Here is a 16,256-nt window from a genome sequence, read left to right on the forward strand (position 1 = left end):
CTACATATGGACTCTGACGAAATCCCACAGCAACTGAGAGACGCAATGAGTGAAGCACATCCGACAGCAGCGGTCGCGACCCGATCCATCTCGCTCGATGGCTCGTGGTTGTTCCGCTGTGACCCCGACGACGCCGGTATCGACGACGACTGGGCCAGCCCCGTGACGGACTGGGACGACGCCGAGACGCGCGCGGTCGACGTCCCACACGCCTGGCAGGAACACGACGACCTCGATGACTACACCGGCGCGGCCTGGTACCGGCGGACGATCACTGTCGAGGAGCTACCGGACGACCGTGACGCCGTTCTCCGCTTTGGTGCCGTCGACTACGAGAGTTCAGTCTGGGTCAACGGCCAGCACTGTGGCGACCACCGGGGCGGCTACCTCCCCTTCGACGTCGACGTCACCGACGCCCTGGAACCGGGCACGAACGTCGTGACCGTCCGGGTCCAAGACCCCGAGAACATCGACGAGATTCCACACGGCAAGCAGGGCGACCCGTGGTACACTCGGGTCAGTGGTATCTGGCAGTCCGTCTCACTCGAACTGCGTCCACACACGCGGGTCGCCGACGCCCGGGCCACGCCCGACCTCGACGCCGACGCCGCGACGATCGATATCGAGGTCGTCGGACTCGCTGCCGACGCGTCGGACCACACGGTCCGCGTCCGGGTTCTCCGCGACGGCGATGGTATCGAGACGTCCGACTGGGTCCCGGTCACCCCACACGACGAGGGGGCGACCGGCACGGCGTCGGTCACGGTCTCGCTCGAGGACCCCGACTACTGGCACCCAGACGACCCGGTCCTCTACGACTTCGAGGTCGATCTCGCCGACGGCGACGGCCTGTGTCACACCTACCACGACTACTTCGGGATGCGGTCCGTCTCGTTCGAGAGGAAACAGCTCTACCTCAACGGCGACCCGCTGTTCATCCGCGGCGCCCTCGACCAGGGCTACTACCCGAAGACGCTGTATCGCCCCTTCGAGGACGACCTCTTCGAGCGCGAGATCGCGACGGCGAAGGATCTGGGGTTCAACATGCTTCGCAAGCACATCAAGCCGGCCCACCCGGACTTCCTCGAAGCAGCAGACCGCATGGGCATCCTCGTCTGGGAGGAGGTAGCCAACCCCGCCCGGTACACCGAGCGCTCGAAACGAGAAGTCCGTGAGCAGGCACGTGAACTCATCGACCGCGACTTCAACCGTCCCTCGGTCGTCGCCTGGAGCCTGTACAACGAGGAGTGGGGTATCGGCCACCACCACGAGGAGACCTACGTCTGGGACGACACGGAGAAACAGGAGACGCTCGGGGAACTGTACGAACGGGCCAGCGAGTGGGACCCGACCCGCCTCGTCTGTGACAACTCCGGGTGGGCCCACGTCGCGACGGACATCAACGACTACCACCAGTACTTCGCGAGTCCGGATCGGGCCGACGCGTGGGAGGCGAACCTCGACGAGATCATCGAGAACCCGGCCGACAACTACGCCGCCGAGTGGACCGAGCCAGACGAGACGCCCATCGTCATGTCGGAGTTCGGGACGTGGGGGCTCTGTGACACCGAGCGACTGATCGAGCGCTACGACGGGCCACCCCCGTGGTTCTATCACTCGTTCCTCATCCCCGAGGAACACCGCGGCGAGGAACTGGACAGCCACCACCTCCACCTCGAGACGGGCGTCCGCCGGTCGCCCGCCGGGTTCGAGGAGCGCTACGAACAGACCTCGCTGCCCGAGATGGTCGGCGGTCTCGACGCGCTGTCGGAGACCTGGCAGTGGCGACAGTTCGTCTCGTTGAAAGACCAGATAGAGTCGATGCGAACCCGCGACGAACTGGCGGGCTACGTCATCACCGAGTGGACGGACCTGGAGTGGGAGTTCAACGGTATCCTGGACTACTTCCGCGAGCAGAAGGTCTTCCACGACGACTTCGCGGCGGTGAACGACGCGCTGGTCGCCGTCGTCGAGCCGGAACGCCACGTCTGCTGGGCCGGCGAACCACTCCCGGTCGAGGTCTCGGTCGTCAACGACACCGGCGTCGGCGGCGAGACGACCGTCTCCTGGGCCGTCCGGGACGGCGGCGACGTCGTCGACACGGGCGAGACGACCGTCGACGTGGACGCCTTCGAGACGACGACGGTGGACCGACCGGTACTCTCGCTGGACGCAGCGGACGCCCCCCGCAAAGTCACCCTCGAGGTGGCCGTCGAGGGACCAGCGGGAACCACACGGAACGAGGACCCCCTCGTCGTCGTCCCGTCCAGACACGATGCGCCGACCGACCTGTCCCTGTACGTCGAGGACCACGACCTCGCCGAGCGCCTGCGAGGTGCACGCTACCCAGTCGTCGACGACGTGGTCGACGCCGACGTCGTCGTCTCCAGCGACGACTCGTCGGCCGTCGAGGAGGCCGTCGCCGACGGGACCCCGGCGCTGTTCCTCCCCGAGGGGGACGACCTGGGGCCGCGGACCGCGCTGTTCGACTACCGTGAACTGCCCCCCGGCGAGAACTGGAACCTCGCGTCCGCGACCTACGCGCAGGCGAGTCCACTCCTCGACCCGATAGCCGACGGCAACCGGCTCGGCTGGGGCTTCGAGGGCATGTACCCCTACGCCGTCGCGACCGACCTCGACGGCGACGCTGACGACGTCCACGTCGGCTACATCGAGGGCTGGATGGCGAATTGGGGCAGCCCCCTCGTGTTCCGGGACGTCGACGACGCGACGGCCTGTTCCTGTACGTTCCGCATCGGGCAGCAGTACGGCGAACACCCGACGGCGACCTACCTCTTCGATACGCTGGTCGCCGAACTCGCCGAGGGCGGCCCGAGCGACCGCTAGCGACGCACGACCGACAGCCATGATACAAATCACCGACTACCAACTGTACGAAGTACCGCCACGGTGGCTGTTCCTGCGACTGGAGACGAGCGACGGCATCGTCGGCTGGGGCGAACCAGTCGTCGAGGGCCGCGCTCGTACCGTCCGGACGGCCGTCGAAGAACTGCTCGACACCTACCTGCTGGGCAAGGACCCGATGCGCATCGAGGACCACTGGCAGACCATGTACCGCGGCGGGTTCTACCGCGGCGGCCCGGTCCTCATGTCCGCCATCGCCGGCATCGACCAGGCGCTGTGGGACATCAAGGGCAAACACCACGACATGCCGGTCTACGAACTGCTGGGCGGGAAGGCCCGCGACCGGATGCGGGTCTATCAGTGGGTCGGCGGCGACCGACCGGAGGGCGTCGCCGACGCCGCTCGTGAGATGGTCGAGGAGGGCTTTACCGCCCTGAAGATGAACGCCACCGCCGAGCTCCGCCGTGTGGACTCGCCGTCGACCGTTCAGGCCGCCGAGGACCGACTCGCCGCGGTGCGCGAGGCGGTCGGCGACGACGTCGATATCGGCGTCGACTTCCACGGCCGCGTCTCGAAGTCCATGGCCAAACGCCTCGCGACGGCGCTGGAACCGTACGACCCGATGTTCATCGAGGAGCCGGTCCTGCCCGAGCACAACGACGCACTGCCGGGCATCGCCGAGCACACGAGCGTCCCCATCGCGACCGGCGAGCGGATGTACTCCCGGTGGGACTTCAAGGAGGTTCTCGAGGACGGCTCGGTCGACGTCATCCAGCCGGACCTCTCACACGCCGGCGGCATTACCGAGGTCAAGAAGATCGCCGACATGGCCGAGGCCTACGACGTCGCGATGGCGCCCCACTGCCCGCTGGGCCCCATCGCACTGGCGTCGTGCCTGCAGGTCGACGCCGTCGCACCCAACGCGACGATTCAGGAGCAGAGCCTCGGTATCCACTACAACGAGGGCACCGACGAACTCGCCTACCTCGAGGAACCGACGGTCTTCGAGTACGACGACGGTTATGTCGACCTCCCCGAGGGCCCTGGCCTTGGCATCGATGTCGACCACGACGTCGTGCGGGCCAGCGCGACGGACGTCGACTGGCACAACCCCGTCTGGCACCACCCGGACGGGAGCGTCGCAGAGTGGTGACGACACCGTACAGACGACCGACTGACAGACTGACACACAGGACGATACATGACAGGACGAGATCGCTGGACCGAAGCACAGACGTGGGACTGGTACCGAGAACAGGACTGGCTCGTCGGGTGTAACTACCTCCCGTCGACCGCCGTCAATCCGACCGAGATGTGGCAGGCCGACACGTTCGACCCGGAGACCATCGACCGGGAGCTGGGCTGGGCCGCCGACTGGGGCATGAACACGGTCCGGGTGTTCCTCCAGTATCTCGTCTGGAAGGACGACCCCGAGGGCCTCCGTGAACGCATGGAGCGGTTCCTCAGTATCGCCGACCGCCACGGTATGACGGCGATGCCGGTGTTCTTCGACGACGTGAAGTTCTCCGGAGACGAACCCTATCTCGGCCCGCAGGCCGATCCACTACCCAACACCCACAACAGCCAGTGGACGCCGAGTCCTGGCCACGACCGTGTGGTCGACCGGTCGACGTGGCCCGACCTGGCCGACTACGTCCGCGACGTGGTGTCGTGGTTCCGCGATGACGAGCGCGTCTGCGTCTGGGACACGTACAACGAACCTGGTAACAGCGACATGGACCAGGCCTCGAACCCGCTCCTCGCAGAGTCGTTCACCTGGGCGCGCGAGGCCAACCCGTCCCAGCCCATCACCGCGGGGGTAAACTGGGACCCGAACCGGACCGACCAGAACAACATCGGCTCTCGAGAAGCCGACATCGTCTCCTTCCACGACTACAGTGAACTGGCGTTCACGAAAGAACGGCTCGATGATCTGGAAGATTGGGGCCGGCCGCTGCTCTGTACGGAGTGGCTTGCCCGGTCGCGGGACAACTACGTGAAGACCCACCTCCCGGTGTTCAAGGAGCGAGGTATTGGGTGTTACACGTGGGGATTCGTCAATGGAAAGCTCCAGACACACCTCCCCTGGAGCACCGCACAGACGTCGATCGCCGAGGCTGTCGAGGACGAGACCACGGACGTGTGGTTCCACGACCTCGTCCACGACGACGGGACCCCCTACCGTGAGCACGAATTCGAACTGTTCCAGGAGTACGTCGTTCAGGACAAGCAGACACGAGAATAGAGTGCCGACTGACGAAGTAGTCCATTTCGAACGATTCTGGTGGACTGTCCGAATGCAAACGGATCGCCGGATCGGCTACAACAGACGACGTGAGAACGGAACTCACCTGTTCGGCCGGACCGATCGCACTCACTGCGTGTCTACAGACATGTGTGAATACGTGGACGGGAGGGAGTCCCCGACCCACCAACTGACATCTTTATCCCACCAGATAGTTACAAATTTTGAGTTTTCAAATATATATGAGAGTTTTTAGATAGAAGTTTTCGGTAATATTCTCAGAAAAGGCACAAACATCAACATACTTGGGTAGAAATAGGGCTTTAGTGTCTAAAACAGTCCATTTTGGATCTTGAATGGCGAGTCTATTTCGTAGTTGTGACGGGGCGGTTCCGAGCAGACCGATCAGATCACAGGACAGTCCCAGCTACGTAGTTAGTGGGAATGTGCTGCAAGAATTCGGAGCGGCGTGTCAGGTTTCGACGAACAGACTCTCGTGCTCGTGTGTACCACCGTTGCTGTAGTCGATTCGGTCAGCACGACCGAGAGTGTCGACCGATCCGATTCCCTGTATCCCGAGCGCTCGATGAACGGGTTTTTCACCGATAGCAGGCTACCGTCTACTGGTGGCCATGACGAAATCGTTACCCCCGCTGAGCCCCTTGTGACGATAGCTTCACCCGAGCCACCATCCGCGAACCAGCGAGTGGTTGCGTCTTCTCCCGACAGCGCGTGCTCAGAACGGCGCGGCCGGGCCTTCGTCAGCCTCGTCGGACTCGGTGGCTTCGAGCGGGCCGTCCCAGCCGTCCAGGCCCGGCGCGAAACTCTCGACGGTGCCGTCGAACCCCTCGTACGAGGCGATGAGCCGCGCGGCCTGGACGCTCGATTTCCCGTGCGGGCAGACCGTCGCGACCCGGTCCTCGCCCTCGAAGCGCTCGACTTCGTCGACGAGGCGGTTCAGCGGGACGTTCTCGCTACCGGGGATGTGGGCCTGGTCGAACGCCCGCGGCGAGCGGATGTCGACGACAGCCGCGTCGTCGTCTTCGAGTCGCGACGCAAGTTCCTCGACGCCGATTTCGCCGTCCATACCGGCGGCTAGCGGGCGACGCCTAAACGTCCACCGGACTACAACAGTCCCTCGGCCTGGGCGAGCAGGATACCCTCGATCGTGGCGTCGTTGGCCGGTTCGGCCCGGGCGACTTCGAGTGCGTCCTCGACCGGAACCGTCGTCACCGAGAGGAACTCGTTGTCGTCCAGATCCCGGTCGACGGGTTCCAATCCTTCGGCGAAGACGATACCCCGGCGGTGCCGGAGCACGCCGGTCGAACACCAGAACTCCTCCAGCAGCGAGAGGCCGCCGGCCGCGAAGCCGGTCTCCTCGCGCAGTTCCCGCTCGCCCGCGGTCGTGTAGGATTCGCCGTCCTCGACGATTCCGGCGGGTAGCTCCAGACACTGTTCGCGGATCGTCGGCCGGAACTGGTCGACCAGGACGAGTTCGTCGCCGGTCGTCGCCACGACGACGACGGCGTCTGGCAGTTCGGCCCAGTAGTAGTCCTTCTCGGAGCCGTCCGGTTGCCGCACGCGGTCGTAGCCGCCGGTGTACCAGCCGGTTTCGTATTCGGCAGCCGACTCGACGACCGGCCAGTCCCACTCGCTCGCGTCGGTCATACCGACTGTGTGATCCCGACCCGGTAAAACGTGCCGTTGTGACTGACGACGACGCCGTCAGCGGCGGTGGCGTTGTCGTACTGCTGGACCAGGGCGTCACGCTCGTCGAACGGCGAGTGGGTGAACGAGCCTTTCAGGCCGACCGGCCCGCGCCAGTAGGGCCCCGAGCGGCCCGCGCTGTCGGCCGTGGCGTTGTCGAGTGCGGCCGCCGTGTAGGGATATCGCAGGTCCGTGAGCACGCTCCCGTTGACCGCCGTCCCGTTCTCGACGCTGTAGCTTCCGTCGGTCGGCGTCGCCGTGACGTAGTAGGGGTCCCCGCTCTTGAGATACGACGGGAGCGCCCCCAGCGCTAGCAGGAGGACGACGACGACCAGAATCCCGACGAGCGTGTTGCGGGTGACCGGGCGCATCAGACGACCTCGCGGTAGAGCCGGCCGAACGCCTGGCGGCGCAACGTCCCGACGGCCGCGTTCCGTTCGTCCTGGAAGGTGGCGGCGACCGCATCGTCGACGAAGACCGGCGCGTGCCAGACGACGTTGTCGACGTGTTCGGAGCCCACCACGGTGACCTCGTGGTCGGTGTCAGCCCGCCACTCCTCGAACTCCCTGCGGGTACCGACGGTGACCGCGAGCGACTCGGCGAAGAGCACGTCACGGGCCGTCTCGACGACATCGCTCGTGACCCGCCGCTCGTACTCCTCGGGGTCGAGCCCCATCGCCTTCGCGACCTCTTTGACGACGACCTGTGCGGTCGGCCCGACCGACGCGTACCGGTCGCGGGCCGCCTCGACTGTCGACGGCGAGAACTGCCCCTCGGTCTCCATGCGACGAGGTAGGCGACGACGGGACTACTGGGTTTCGTCTCCGGACGCGTCGTCCGCGTCGGCGCTGTCGCCCTCGTCCTCGTCGAGCATCCGCCGGGTGAGGTCCCGCGCCTCGGCCAGCACTTCGCGGTCGTCGTCGCTGAGCGACCGCGATCCGCGGTGGCGCTCGCTTCCCTCCGGCAGGTCCCGTTCCTGGTCGTGCTCGTGGCCGTGGCCCTGACCGCGGTCGTCGGTGGTGTCCTCGAACACCTGGGGGTAGTCGGTGTCCTCGGCGTGTTCGACGACGAGGGGCGCCAGTTCCGTCTCGCCCATCGAGCCCCAGTCGGGGACGTGCTCGTCGAGCCACTCTTCGTGTGCGGCGTCGCCGGTGATCGCGGTGAACGCGAGGTGGTTCGCCAGGTGACGGTCGTCGGCCTGTGGGTCCGAACAGACTGGACAGGCGTAGCCCATAGCTCGGAAAAGCCGGTCAAGACGTATCAACGGTCGGGTTCGATCACAGCAGCCGGACCATCACGTACGCGTTGGCCCCGTTGCTGTAGTAGTTCGGGATCGTCTTGCGGTGTTCGAAGTCGAACGCCCGATAGAGCCGCTGTGCACCCTCGTTGTCGGCCCTGACCTCCAGCTTGACCGAGCGCACACCGGTCGCCGCTAGGACGCCGAGCGCCCGGGAGAGCAACGCGGTGGCGACGCCCTGTCGGCGGTGGTCGGGCCGGACCGCGAGGTCCTTGACGTGGCCGAGCGGTGTCCCGTGGTTCGGGACGGCGTCGGCGACGACGTAGCCCGCGACGGTCGGGGCCGTCGTGGGGTCGTCGGTCTCGGCGACCAGGAAGCCGTCCTCGCCCAGATAGCTCTCCAGCGCGGAGAACGGCCAGGGCTGGGGGAACACCGTCTGCTCGATCCGGTGGACTTCCAGCAGGTCGGCACGCTCGGCCACACGAACCACGGGTGGGTCCGGCGTCGCCGGCCCTTCGGGGGGACACCGTCGTCACGGCCCTCGGTAGGGCCGGTGAGTACAAATGCGTTGTCGCCGATCGCGTGTGAACCGTCGACACCGGGACACGATGGCCACAAAGTTCATATCCGTCAGTCGCGAACTCTCAGGTGCACCCGTTTTGGGTGCCACCACCCCCCACCACCCACCCCCCTCTTTCCACTTTCGTACCCTGTAGCTGCTGGAGTCCGTCCGAGCGGGGCCGTTCTCGCGGGTGCTGTGACGATCGACATAGCGGCGGCTGGTCGCGGCGGCCCGGAAAAATGGGTCGAAATCGGTATCGTCCTCAGTCGTCGGCGGGTGCGGCGCCGCCCTCGTCGTGTTGCATCTTCGTGTGGGGCAGCTTGCCACCGTCGGCGAGGATCTCGCGTTCGCGCGCGGAGGCGTCCAGCGTCGCCGTCGCTTCCCAGTCGTCGTTGATCCGGATGGTGAACTCCTCCTGTCCGGCGCGGACGGCCTCGGCCACGTCGTCGACGATCTCGATGTCGTCGCCCTGCTCGATGTTGGTGTAGGTCTCCTCGTCGATCTCCAGCGGGACGATCCCGAAGTTGAACAGGTTCGCCTTGTGGATGCGGGCGAAGCTCTGGGCCAGCACGGACTCGATGCCCAGGTACATCGGGCACAGCGCCGCGTGTTCACGGGAGGAGCCCTGGCCGTAGTTCTCGCCGGCCACGAGCACGCCGCCGTCGGATTCGAGCGCGCGCTCCGCGAAGGTCTCGTCGACACGCGAGAGCGTGAACTCCGACAGCTTCGGCACGTTCGACCGGTACATCAGGATGTCCTGCGTGGCAGGGATGATGTGGTCGGTCGTGATGTTGTCCTCCATCTTCAGGAGGGCCTCGCCGCCGACCTCGGCTTCGAGGGGGTCTTTCAGCGGCACGTCGCCGATGTTGGGGCCCTTGATGAGTTCGTCGTCGACGGCCTCGTCGGGCGCGATGAGGTCCGACTCGGAGTTGCCGATGTACTCGTCGGGCATCTCCAGGCCGGGCGCCTCCAGATCGCCCAGTTCGTCGGACAGGTCACGCGGGTCGACGATCTCGCCTTTGATGGCCGCCGCGGTGGCGACCTCCGGCGAACAGAGGTAGACGTTGTCGTCCTCGATACCGGAGCGGCCCTCGAAGTTGCGGTTGAACGTCCGCAGCGAGACGGAGTCGCTTGCCGGAACGTGGCCGATGCCGATACAGGCACCACAGGTCGCCTCGGAGAAGTTGACGCCGGCCGCCATCATCTCCGCGGTCCAGCCCTCGCGGGCCAGCATCTCGGAGGCCTGCTTGGAGCCGGGGGCGACGATCATCTCGGTCTTCTTGTCGATGTTGCGTCCTTCGAGCATCTTCGCGCCGGGGAGGATGTCCTCGTAGGCGCCGTTCGTACAGGAGCCGATCATGACCTGCTCGACATCGACGCCCTCGACCTCGCGGACGGGAACGACGTTGTCCGGCATCGACGGCTCGGCGATGAGCGGTTCCAGCTCCGAGAGGTCGACGACGATCTCGTCGTGGTACTCGGCGTCGTCGTCGGGCTGGAACTCCTCGTAAACGTCCCCGCGGCCGAGGCGTTCGAGGTAGTCTTTCGTGTTCTCGTCGGTCGGGAAGATCGAGGAGGTCGCACCGAGCTCCGTCCCCATGTTGGTGATCGTCGTCCGCTCGGGGACCGAGAGGGTCTCGACACCGGGGCCGGTGTATTCGAGGACCTTGCCGACGCCACCTTTCACGGAGAGGCGACGGAGCAGCTCGAGGATCACGTCTTTGGCGGTGGCCCAGTCGGGCAGTTCGCCTTCGAGGCGGACGTTGACGACCTCGGGCATGTCGATGTAGTAGGCACCGCCACCCATGGCGACGGCGACATCGAGGCCACCGGAGCCGATGGCGAGTTCGCCCAGGCCGCCGGGGGTCGGCGTGTGGGAGTCCGACCCCAGCATCGTCTTGCCGGGCTCGGCGAAGTTCTCCTTGTGGACGTTGTGACAGATGCCGTTACCGGGCCGGGAGAAGTGCGCACCGAAGGTCCCGGCGGCCGACCGGAGGAACCGGTGGTCGTCGGTGTTCTTGAAGTCGAACTGGTAGGTCTGGTGGTCACAGTACTGGGCGGCCAGCTCCGTCTGGACTTCTTCGAGGCCCAGCGCTTCGAACTGGAGCCAGACGAGCGTGCCGGTCGTGTCCTGTGTGAGCACCTGGTCGATCTCGATACCGATCTCCTCGCCGGGTGTCAGCTCCCCTTCGACGAGGTGGTCGTCGAGAATCTTTTCCGTAAGCGTCTGTCCCATAACGTCCGAGTGTCGATTGCGCGAGCGTATAAATCCCGCGTATCCTTCCCTATTTTTCACCTTTCGATACCCCCGACACGGGGTGGGAACCAGGGAACGGCAAGCCTTTCGTCCTGGCGGTGCCAGCGACTGTCATGTTCAAGAGCGGGCGGTTCGTCGCCGAACGACTGGACGACCTTCGGGCCGAACAGGTCCAACCCAACGGGGTCGACCTCACGCTCGGGAGCGTCTTCGAACAGGTCGAGCCCGGACGGATCGGTCGGGAGGGCAAGACCGTCGGGACACGCCGGGAACTCGACGCCGAGGACGGCGTCTACCACCTCGACCCGGGCGGGTACGTCGTCCAGTACGGCGACCGCGTCGTCATCCCAGAGGGCCACGTCGGCTTTCTGTACCCCCGGTCGTCGCTGTTGCGCAACTCCTGTATGCTGGATACGGCCGTCTGGGACGCCGGTTACGAGGGGAAAGGCGAGGGGCTGCTGGAGGTCCACCACCCCATCGAACTGGAACGGGGCGCTCGCATCGCCCAGCTCGTCCTCGCGGAGGCGGCGCACGAGGGGACCTACGAGGGGAGCTACCAGCGCGAGAACCTCTGAGACTGCCACCCCTCCGGCTACGGCTCGTCTTCGAGCGCCCGCTCGCGGAGCCGTTTCGAGTGCTCGCTCTCGGCGGTCAGTTCGGGCACCGGGGTCGGCTTCCCCTCATCGATGGCGACGAAGGTGGCGTAGGCGCTTGTCGTCCGCTCGGTCTCGCCGGTGTGAGGGTTCTCCCGGGCGACCTCAATGTGGACCCGGACGCTGGTCCGGCCCGTCGCGTACGCGTACGATTCGATCCGTGCGTTGTCGCCGATCGGGATGGGGCGCTCGAAGTCCACTCGGGACATCTGTGCGGTGACACAGGACTCCCGGGCGGCCCGCATCGCAGACATCGCGCCGAACTCGTCCATCCACTTCATCACGATCCCGCCGTGGGCGCTCTCGTAGTTGTTCGCGTCACCGGGCTGGACCCGTTCGCGGTTGACGATGTGTGTCTCCTCGATGGTCGGCATACCCCTGCTTGACGGGCCGGCGTGAAAACGGTGTGTCCGCGTGGCCCGGCGGGCTCAGGTGGTGATCTCGAAGCGCGCGCCACCCGCGTCGCTCTCGGTCACGGTGATCGACCAGCCGTGGGCGTCGACGATCGTCTGGACGATCGCGAGGCCGACGCCGGTCCCGTCCGCCGTCGAGGAGACACCCGAGGTGAAGATCTCCTCGCGACTGTCCGGCGGGATCCCGGGGCCGTCGTCGGCGACGTAGAACCCGCTCTCCGTCGGCCCGACGCGGACCGTGACGCCCCCGTCGTGTTCGACGCTGTCGTCGGCCCCCGGCCGACTGCCCGTGGAGCCGTGCTCCACGCTGTCATCGGACTCCGTCCGATTGCTCGTCGAACCGTGTTCGACGCTGTCGTCGGCCCCCGGCCGACTGCCCGTGGAGCCGTGCTCCACGCTGTTCCGAAACAGGTTCTCGAACAGTTGCTGAAGCCGCTGTGGGTCCGCGTCGATCGGCGTCGTCTCGTCGACGACGAGGGTACCGTTCCGGGTGCTGACGAGCGACCACGCGTCCTCGGTGACCGCCCGGAGCCCGACGCGCTCGCGCTCCTCGATCGACTGCCCGCTCCGGGCGAGCGTGAGCATGTTCTCGATGATCTCGTCCATCCGCTCGTGGGCGTCCTGTACCCGCGTGAAATGTTCGGGGTCGGGTTCGTCCCGGGCCAGTTCGGTCGCCCCGGTCGCGACAGACAGGGGGTTCCTGAGATCGTGTGAGAGCACCTGTGCGAAACTGTCGAGCCGTTCGTTTCGCTCCTCTAAGGTCTGGCGGCTGTGGTACCGGTCGGTGACCTCCGAGAGGATGTACAGCTCCGTCTCGTCGAACCCGCCCGAGGTCGTCAGCAGCGACTTGTCACACTCGAAGTACCGCTCGTCGTCGCCCTCCATGGCGATCACACGGGTCGCCCCGGGTGCCATCTCCGCCATCTCCGCGGCCGCCGCCGAGTCCAGCGTCGCCAGGTCCCGACCGACGGGGTCGGTCACGTCCAGCATCCGCGCCGCGGCCGGGTTGCTATCGAGGACCCGCCCGGTCGTGTCGGTGACGACGATGCCGCTGTCGAGGTGTCTGATGATCCGGTTTCGCGGGACCGGATAGACATCCAGCAGCCGGTATCGAGTGAGCGCGACGGCGAAACTGACCCCGAACACCGCGAGCCCGACCGGGGTGTAGTCGACGACGGTCAGATCCAGCACGTAGGTGACCACGCTGCCCGCGAACGGGACGACCGCCGCGGCGGTGACGAGTGCCGTCTGTTGCTGGTAGAGCTGTCGGGTTCTGAACGTCGTCAGGACCAGCAGGCCGAGTCCGCCCAGGATGACGAGGTAACTGTAGCCGACGGCGGCCTGGAACAGCGGCCCGTGGGTGATGTGTGCGACCGCGACCCCGCCGACGGTCTCGATGGTCGCGTCCCGCCGGACGAGCCAGCGCAGCCCCGGGATCCAGACGGCGACCGAGACGGCGAGTGGGAGGGCCACGCCAGCCCCGAGTCGGGCGGGCGTGAGGCGGTCGGCGCTGCCGACGTAGGACAGCACGAACACGCCGAACGCGACGGGCGTCAAGAGGCCGCCGAAGTACTGCACGCTGTCCCAGAACAGCTGTCGCTCCAGCGAGGAGAACAACAGCTGTGTCCCGTAACTCCCGGCCCAGATCGCGACGAACAGCATGAAGACCACGAACGCGCGGGTGCCCGGGGCCTGTCGGTGCTTGGCCCCGACGTACGCGGCCACGAGCACGAGTCCCGTCGCACCGAACAGGAGGAGAGAGTATACGGAGAGTTGCAGATGCACTTAGTATATCGTCCGCTCGAACACGCAAAAAGGGGATACCTACACGCACCGGCGTGTCGACGGGCCTGCGAGCGGGACCGAAACTCAAAGCTTAAACCGCCCCACTGGCAACGAACGCGCATGGCTAGCTTCGAAGAAGCGTCAGAGCGACTCCTCAACAAACAGATCTGTATGCGCTGTAACGCCCGGAACCCCCAGCGAGCACAGCAGTGCCGGAAGTGTGGCTACGGCAAGCTGCGCCCGAAGGCCAAGGAACCCCGGTCCGCATAACCGAGTCGCCTTTTCGAGTTCTCTCCTCCCGCCAGCGACTGCTCACTCGTCCGGGTACTTCGGTTCGCGCCGCTCGGCCCGTTCGAGCGCCCGCTCGACGATACTTCGAACGTCGCCGTGGAAGACGCTCCCGTGGCCCGAGTACATGTGTTCGACGCCGTCGGGCATGCGGTCGAGCAGGTCCCGGATGCTCTCGATGAGTCGCTCGCGGGACTGGCCGGGGTAGTCGGTCCGGCCGAACGACCCGCCCTCGAAGGCGCCGTCGTCGTGGACGACCACGTCGCCCGAAAAGAGCGAGGCCGCCGAGACCAACGAGACATGGTCGTCGGCGTGGCCCGGCGTGTAGACGACCTCGCAGTCCTCGTCGCCGACCAGCACCGTGTCGCCGTCCGCGATGGCGTGGTCCCGCCGGGCGTGGTCCGCGTAGGCGTACACCTCGGCGTCGAAGGCGTCGAGGACAGCGTCGAGTTGCTCGACGTGGTCGCCGTGTTGGTGGGTCAGGACGACCGCGTCGAGCGTGTCGGTGTGTTCCCGGATGGCGTCGACGACCCCCTCGTAGGCGCCGGCGTCGACGAGCGTCGTCCGGTCGCCGGTCGCGAGGTAGGCGTTACACGTGAACGTCTCGGCGTCGGCGGTGACGGTGTGAACCTCCATGGGCAAGTGGTGGAGCGGGGCCCGCTTCAGTGTCGTGGTCAGGCCTCGCGCTCGATGGTCGACAGCGTCTCGGCGAGTTCCGCCATCGCCGCCGCGGCGGACTGCTCGCCCGCGACGGCGGCGTTGGCCCGGTCGGCGACCGCGCGGGCCTGCCGGGACCAGACCCGTGTGGCGGGCTGGGAGACGGCGTTCTCGGCGGCGACCCGCAGCGTCGGGAGATACCGGTCGGGGACGCTGCCGAGCCCGTCGGCCCACAGCGACAGGTCCGGCGGGAAAGTTCCGGCGAACGCGGCGTAGAACCGCAGGAACGCCGGTTCGGCCATCGCGTCGAGCACCGCACGGACGGCCTCGTGGCGGTCGCTGTGTGGGTTCACCGCGACGACGAACCCGCCCAGCGCGGCCGTCGTCCCGTCTGCTGCCGGCGCCTGTGCGTCGCTCGACGCGCGGGCGTAGGGCAGCGGCATCGCGCCCAGGTCCCGGCCGAAGGGGCCGTCCGGCCCGCCCATCCTGCGGAGCGCGTACGGCCAGTTCCGGTGGGCGACGGCCCGGCCCGCGGCGACCGGCTCCCGCGAGGGTTCTTCGGTCCAGTCGAGGACGGCTGCGGGCGCGATGTCCGGTGCGTATCCCTCGAACCCTTCGACGCTGGTGCCGTCGACGAACCGCTGCATCATCCGGAGGCTCTCGACGACGGGAGCCTCGTCGACGGTAACCGGGCGCTGTCCGACGGGGCCAAAGAGGGTCTCGCGGCCGCCGAAGTACGCGCCGCCCCACGACGACAGCACTTCGTTGAACGAACAGCAAGCGGTGCCGATGTAGCGGTCCCACTGGGTCGTGAAGCCGTAGTCGACCCCGGCGTGGTCCCGAACGTCCGCGATCACCTGGGACCACTCCCGCCAGGACATCGGCTCGGTCGCCCACCCGTCTGTGCCGGGGCTGTAGCCGGCCGCTTCGGCCAGATCTCGACGGTACATGACCGTCGGCAGGTCGACGAACAGCGGGAGGCCGAACAGTGTGTCCCCGTCGACGGACTCGCTGGCTCGGCGGATCGGGCCGAGATGGCTGTCGGCCGCCCGGGCGGCGTCGGGGGCCAGCGCGGAGACGGGCCGGAGGTAACCCAGGTCGCGCAACACCGGGAGGTCGCGGTAGCTGATCGTGAACAGGTCCGGCCGGGACTCGCCGCCGGCGAGGCGCTGTTTGAGCCGCGAGAGCCGCGTCACCGTGTCGTAGGTGGGCTCGGTGATCCGGACGGTGATCCCGTCCGCCAGCCCGCCCGCTTCGCGGAGCGCGTCCCGGATCGCCGACGGCCCCCCGTCGTCGAGGTGGCTCGCCACGTTCCAGACGACCGTCCGACCGTCGGGCGTCGAGGTGCCCGTGACCGTCCCGGTCGGCTCCGCGTCGTCCGTCGGGGTCGACCACGCCGTGTCCGTCGGCGTCGACTGGCTCCCCTCCCGGGATCCGAACCGGCCACAGCCCGCAGTGCCCGCCGCCAGGGCAGCGACGAACGTACGGCGGGTGACAGTCGATCGGGCGGACGACTCGTCGGCCATCGACAGTTCGGTTCCGCCGCCGTGTGGATAAGTCTCGTGGCTCGCCCGATGCCAGCCGTTT

General features: G+C 66.9%; 16 protein-coding genes. 5 read left to right on the plus strand and 11 right to left on the minus strand.

Annotated features, from left to right (window positions below; all coding sequences use genetic code 11):
• Positions 1–45: 45 nt before the first annotated feature.
• Genes P1L40_RS11320 through P1L40_RS11330 form a run of 3 tightly spaced genes read left to right on the plus strand, consistent with a single transcriptional unit; the run spans position 46 to position 5,110 of the window.
• Positions 46–2,847, plus strand: coding sequence for a glycoside hydrolase family 2 protein (locus P1L40_RS11320; protein ID WP_284007082.1), 2,802 nt, complete (start codon positions 46–48; stop codon positions 2,845–2,847).
• A gap of 19 nt (positions 2,848–2,866) precedes the next feature.
• A complete protein-coding gene (gene dgoD, locus P1L40_RS11325; RefSeq protein WP_284007083.1) occupies positions 2,867–4,018 on the plus strand; it encodes a galactonate dehydratase in 1,152 nt (383 codons plus the stop codon).
• Between the two features lie 48 nt (positions 4,019–4,066).
• Positions 4,067–5,110 (plus strand): cellulase family glycosylhydrolase, encoded by a 1,044-nt coding sequence (locus P1L40_RS11330; RefSeq protein ID WP_284007084.1) that lies wholly within the window; start codon positions 4,067–4,069, stop codon positions 5,108–5,110.
• Between the two features lie 736 nt (positions 5,111–5,846).
• On the opposite strand, the gene P1L40_RS11335 is transcribed toward P1L40_RS11330, so the two are convergent.
• The 7 genes from P1L40_RS11335 to P1L40_RS11365 all read right to left on the minus strand — a co-directional run bounded on the left by P1L40_RS11335 (position 5,847) and on the right by P1L40_RS11365 (position 10,852).
• Positions 5,847–6,197, minus strand: coding sequence for a rhodanese-like domain-containing protein (locus P1L40_RS11335; RefSeq protein WP_284007085.1), 351 nt, complete (start codon positions 6,195–6,197; stop codon positions 5,847–5,849).
• Positions 6,198–6,235: 38 nt separating this feature from the next.
• Complete coding sequence (locus P1L40_RS11340; protein WP_284007087.1) at positions 6,236–6,778, minus strand: NUDIX hydrolase; 543 nt, start codon at positions 6,776–6,778, stop codon at positions 6,236–6,238.
• The gene (locus tag P1L40_RS11345) at positions 6,775–7,188 is read right to left on the minus strand and encodes a hypothetical protein (RefSeq protein ID WP_284007088.1); all 414 of its coding nucleotides are present in this window, start codon (positions 7,186–7,188) and stop codon (positions 6,775–6,777) included. The genes P1L40_RS11340 and P1L40_RS11345 overlap by 4 nt, the downstream gene beginning before the upstream one ends.
• Positions 7,188–7,601 carry a DUF5809 family protein gene (locus tag P1L40_RS11350; RefSeq protein ID WP_284007090.1) on the minus strand — a complete coding sequence of 138 codons (414 nt, stop codon included), beginning with the start codon at positions 7,599–7,601 and terminating at the stop codon, positions 7,188–7,190. Before P1L40_RS11350 ends, P1L40_RS11345 begins: the two co-directional genes overlap by 1 nt.
• 24 nt (positions 7,602–7,625) lie before the next feature.
• Positions 7,626–8,051, minus strand: a complete 426-nt coding sequence (locus P1L40_RS11355; RefSeq protein WP_284007092.1) for a DUF5810 domain-containing protein — start codon at positions 8,049–8,051, stop codon at positions 7,626–7,628.
• 43 nt (positions 8,052–8,094) lie between these two features.
• Positions 8,095–8,535 (minus strand): GNAT family N-acetyltransferase, encoded by a 441-nt coding sequence (locus tag P1L40_RS11360; RefSeq protein ID WP_419181180.1) that lies wholly within the window; start codon positions 8,533–8,535, stop codon positions 8,095–8,097.
• Positions 8,536–8,878: 343 nt separating this feature from the next.
• Positions 8,879–10,852, minus strand: a complete 1,974-nt coding sequence (locus tag P1L40_RS11365; RefSeq protein WP_284007095.1) for an aconitate hydratase — start codon at positions 10,850–10,852, stop codon at positions 8,879–8,881.
• A gap of 134 nt (positions 10,853–10,986) precedes the next feature.
• Between P1L40_RS11365 and P1L40_RS11370 the strand changes: the two genes are divergently transcribed.
• Positions 10,987–11,448: a deoxyuridine 5'-triphosphate nucleotidohydrolase gene (locus P1L40_RS11370; protein ID WP_284007096.1), complete on the plus strand. Its 462-nt coding sequence runs from the start codon at positions 10,987–10,989 to the stop codon at positions 11,446–11,448.
• A gap of 17 nt (positions 11,449–11,465) precedes the next feature.
• Here P1L40_RS11370 and P1L40_RS11375 read toward each other — a convergent pair whose 3' ends face one another.
• The gene (locus tag P1L40_RS11375; RefSeq protein WP_284007097.1) at positions 11,466–11,900 is read right to left on the minus strand and encodes an acyl-CoA thioesterase; all 435 of its coding nucleotides are present in this window, start codon (positions 11,898–11,900) and stop codon (positions 11,466–11,468) included.
• A gap of 54 nt (positions 11,901–11,954) precedes the next feature.
• The gene (locus P1L40_RS11380) at positions 11,955–13,724 is read right to left on the minus strand and encodes a sensor histidine kinase (protein ID WP_284007098.1); all 1,770 of its coding nucleotides are present in this window, start codon (positions 13,722–13,724) and stop codon (positions 11,955–11,957) included.
• Positions 13,725–13,844: 120 nt separating this feature from the next.
• On the opposite strand from P1L40_RS11380, the gene P1L40_RS11385 reads away from it, so the two are divergent.
• Positions 13,845–13,994 (plus strand): 50S ribosomal protein L40e, encoded by a 150-nt coding sequence (locus P1L40_RS11385; protein WP_276178089.1) that lies wholly within the window; start codon positions 13,845–13,847, stop codon positions 13,992–13,994.
• Positions 13,995–14,036: 42 nt separating this feature from the next.
• Here the strand turns inward: P1L40_RS11385 and P1L40_RS11390 are convergent, their stop codons facing one another.
• Together P1L40_RS11390 and P1L40_RS11395 are read right to left on the minus strand one after the other, a co-directional pair.
• Entirely contained in the window at positions 14,037–14,648 is a 612-nt protein-coding gene (locus P1L40_RS11390) for an MBL fold metallo-hydrolase (protein ID WP_284007100.1), read from the minus strand.
• A gap of 38 nt (positions 14,649–14,686) precedes the next feature.
• A complete protein-coding gene (locus tag P1L40_RS11395; RefSeq protein WP_284007101.1) occupies positions 14,687–16,195 on the minus strand; it encodes an extracellular solute-binding protein in 1,509 nt (502 codons plus the stop codon).
• Positions 16,196–16,256: the final 61 nt, after the last annotated feature.

This window comes from Haloarcula pelagica (assembly GCF_030127105.1).
Taxonomy (GTDB): Archaea; Halobacteriota; Halobacteria; order Halobacteriales; family Haloarculaceae; genus Haloarcula; species Haloarcula pelagica.